We start from the raw sequence: 3754 nt of genomic DNA on the forward strand, positions 1-3754 counted from the left end.
AGGGGGTGGGGTGAAACTCCCACCCTACGGGCCGGTCACACATGACGGACTTCGCGCCACCGTCGTAGGGTGGGGTTCGACCCCCCACCTTGCACGCCATCAACTGGCCTAGCGTAAACAGAGGCCGAGCGGAAGCGAAAGGGTGGGGTGAAACCCCACCCTACGGGCGGTGTGCAGGTGACGGAGTTCCCGCCTTCCTCGTAGGGTGGGGTTCCACCCCACCCTCCCGGTTCACCCGTTGCCGCGGCGGGCGAAGAGGCCGGCGTTTTCGGCGGCGCGGCGGAGGGCGAGGGCCTTGTTGACCGTTTCCTGATATTCCGACTCCGGGTCGCTGTCATAGACCACGCCGCCGCCGGACTGGATGTAGAGCGTCTCGTCCTTCAGCACCGCGGTGCGCAGGGCGATGCAGAAATCCATCTCGCCATTGGCCGCGAAATAGCCGACGCCGCCGCCGTAGACGCCGCGCTTTTCCGGCTCCAGCTCGTCGATGATCTCCATCGCCCTGACCTTCGGCGCGCCCGAGACGGTGCCTGCGGGCAGGCCGGCCAGCAGCGCCGAGAGCGCATCCTCGCCCTCGGCGATCTCGCCCACCACGTTGGAGACGATATGCATGACGTGGGAGTAGCGCTCGATGATGAACTTCTCGGTCGGGCGCACGGTGCCGACCTTGGCAACCCGGCCCACGTCGTTGCGGCCGAGGTCGAGCAGCATCAGATGCTCGGCCAGCTCCTTCTGGTCGCTCAGGAGGTCCGCTTCCAGCGCGCGGTCCTCCTCGGGCGTGGCGCCGCGCTTGCGGGTGCCGGCGATCGGGCGCACGGTCACCTCGCCGTCGCGCAGCCGCACGAGGATTTCGGGGCTGGCCCCGACCACCTGGAAGCCGCCGAAGTTGAAGAAGAACAGGAAGGGCGAGGGGTTGGTGCGGCGCAGGCTGCGGTAGAGCGCGAAGGGCGGCTGGGTGAAGCTCTGGCTCCAGCGCTGCGAGGGCACGACCTGGAAGATGTCGCCGGCGCGGATGTAATCCTTGGCGGCCTCCACGGCGGCCTTGTAGCCCTCGTGGGTGAAGTTCGAGCGCATCTCACCCACAGGCATCGTCTCGCCGAAGTCGCGCTGCGCCGGCGGCGCGCGGTCGAGATCGCGCAGCGCGTCCATCACCCGTTCGGCGGCCTGCGCATAGGCCGCGCGCGCCGAAAGCCCCGAGGCGACCCAGGCCGGGGCGACGACCGTCACCTCGCCCTTCACCCCGTCGAGCACCGCCACCACCGAGGGTCGCATCAGCACCGCATCGGGCAGGCCGAGCGGGTCGGGGTTCACGTTGGGCAGATGTTCGACCAGACGGATCATGTCATAGCCGAGATAGCCGAAGAGACCCGCGGCGATGGCGGGCAGGTCGGCGGGCATGTCGATCCGGCTTTCGGCGATCAGCGCGCGCAGCGCCTCGAGAGGGGCCTCGTCCTGCGGCTGGAAGGCGGCGGGATCGAAGCGGGCCTCGCGGTTGATCGAGGCCTGATCGCCATGGCAGCGCCAGATCAGGTCGGGCTTCATCCCCACCACCGAATAGCGGCCCCGCACCTCGCCGCCGGTCACCGATTCCAGCATGAAGGTGTCCGAGCGCGCCTCGGCCAGTTTCAGCATCAGGGATACCGGCGTGTCGAGATCGGCGGCGAGCCGGGCATAGACCAGCTGGTTGCGGCCGGCAGTCCAGCCCTGTTCGAAAGCCTCGAATGTGGGGATCAACGGCACGGGGTCACCTTAACGGAACTGGGCATGGACGGCGGCGATCGCGGCGTCGTCGAGCCGGATGCCGGCTTCGGCCGTCAAAGCATTGGTGAAGAGCTGCAGCGCGTCCTGCGCCAGCGCCTGATCGACCTGGGCCGAGATCGCGCCCTTCAGCGCCGTCGCGGCCTCGCCCTCGGCGGGGGCGGCGATGATCTCGGTCAGCTGCACCACGCCGGTGAAGCCGGGGCCCTGGACGGTCTGCACCGCCGACTCCTCCATGCCAAAGACGGTCGGCACCAGGCTTTCCGGCACGTTCTCGACGAAACCGTCGCGGGCGATCTGCGGCGTGGTCTCGACCGGGCCGAAGCTGTCGAGTGCTGCGCCTTCCTCGACCGCGGTCACCACCTCGGCGGCGCGGGCGGCCAGGGCCTTGGCCAGCGCGTCGGCGCGGACCGCGTCCTCGACCTCCTCCGCCACATCGGCATAGGGCCGCAGCGTCGGCGGCACCACCGCGTCGAGCCGCAGCGCCACCAGACCGCCGTCATCCAGCGTCACCGCCTCGGGGAAGTCGCCCTCCTGCAGCGCGGCGGCGGCCTCGCGGAAGGCGGGGTAGCCGGCCAGTCGGTCGTCGACGCCCTCGACATAGTCGACGGCGCCGAGCGTCATGCCGGCGTCGGCCTGCAGCTCTTCCAGCGTGGCGCCGCTGGCCAAGAGGTCGTCGATCTCCTCGACCCGGTCGGCGATGGCGCGGCGGGCCGCGTCCATCTGGAATTCGGACAGCAGATCGGCGCGGGCCTCCTCGAAGGGCACCTCCTGCGCCGCGACGATGCCGTTCATCCGGAACAGCGCCGGCCCGAGGTCGGAGGGCAGCGGGCCGACCACGCCGGGCTCGGTCAGGCCGAAGACCGCCTCGCCGGCGGCGCCGAGAGCGGGTTGCGCCACGTCGCCGATGTCGATGTCGGTCAGGGCGAGGCCGCGCTCGGCCACGATCTCCTCGAAGGGCGTGCCGGCGTCGATCCGGGACTTGGCCTCGGCGGCGGCGGCCTCGTCGGGGAAGACCAGCCGCTCGACCAGCCGGCGCTCGGGCTGGACGAAATCATTGATCCGGCTGTCGTAGAGCGCGCGAAGCGCCTCCTCGTCCACCGGCAGGCTGGCGACCAGATCCTCGGGCAGCAGCGCCGCATAGGTGATGCGCTTGGCCTCGGGGGCGGTGAAGGCCGCGGGATTGGCCTCGTACCAGGCGGTCAGCTCGGCCTCCGTCGGCGCGGGCAAGGGCGCCGGCAGGTCGGCCTCGGTCAGGCGCAAGAGCGAGAAGCCGCGGCGCTCGGCGATATAGGCGTGCAGCGTGTCGACCAGCGGGGCCGGCGAGACGAAGCCGCCGGCGACCGCGCCCTGCAGAAGCGACCGGGCGAGGTTGTCGCGCAGGCCCTGCTCGAAGGCGTTTTCCGTCAGGTTGTTCTGCTGCAGCGTCAGGCGGTAGGTCTCGCGGTCGAACTGGCCGGCGGTGCCCTGGAAGGCGCTGTTGGCGGTGATCTCCTCGGCCACCCGCGCGTCGCCGACCGACAGCCCGACCCGCGCCGTCTCGTTGTCGAGCGCCGCCTCGGCCACCAGGCGCTGGCGCACCTGGGCGTCGAGCCCCAGCGCCTGCGCCTGCTGCAGCGTCACCGTCTGGCCGATCTGCGCCCCGAAGGCCGCCAGCTCCTGCTGCAGCGCCCGGGCGTAATCGTTCACCTCGATCTCGCGGTCGCCGACCCGGCCGATGGATTGCAACCCGCCGCCGAAATTGGTCACGCCGAAGCCGCCCAGCCCGACCACCAGCATGGCGACCAGAGTCCAGACCACCACCTGCTGGCCCTTCTTCTTGGGCTTGTGGTGTTCGATCGTCGTCAATCTTGCCATGGGTCGTCCTGCCGGGATGCGGATGTGTTGCGACTGTCTATGCGGAAGGGGGGCTCGGGGCAAGATGGCTGGGGCGCGGCCCTTGGCCGGCCGCCGGGGGAGGGGCTGTCTGCCCCGACCCATCGCCTTTGGCCTCAAG

General features: G+C 70.5%; 2 protein-coding genes. Both read right to left on the reverse strand.

Features of this window, described 5'->3' with window-relative positions; genetic code table 11:
* Nucleotides 1-231 precede the first annotated feature (231 nt).
* Nucleotides 232-1740, reverse strand: a complete 1509-nt coding sequence (gene trpE, locus C5F48_RS22395) for an anthranilate synthase component I (protein WP_107665946.1) — start codon at nt 1738-1740, stop codon at nt 232-234.
* Nucleotides 1741-1749: 9 nt separating this feature from the next.
* A complete protein-coding gene (locus C5F48_RS22400) occupies nt 1750-3615 on the reverse strand; it encodes a peptidyl-prolyl cis-trans isomerase (protein WP_107665947.1) in 1866 nt (621 codons plus the stop codon).
* Between the last annotated feature and the right edge of the window lie 139 nt (nt 3616-3754).

The organism is Cereibacter changlensis JA139, from assembly GCF_003034985.1.
GTDB classification, from domain to species: Bacteria; Pseudomonadota; Alphaproteobacteria; order Rhodobacterales; family Rhodobacteraceae; genus Cereibacter; species Cereibacter changlensis.

Coding starts and splice junctions, on each gene's coding strand:
- C5F48_RS22400 (WP_107665947.1), bottom strand. CDS start 3,615: ATGGCAAGATTGACGACGATCGAACACCACAAGCCCAAGAAGAAGGGC.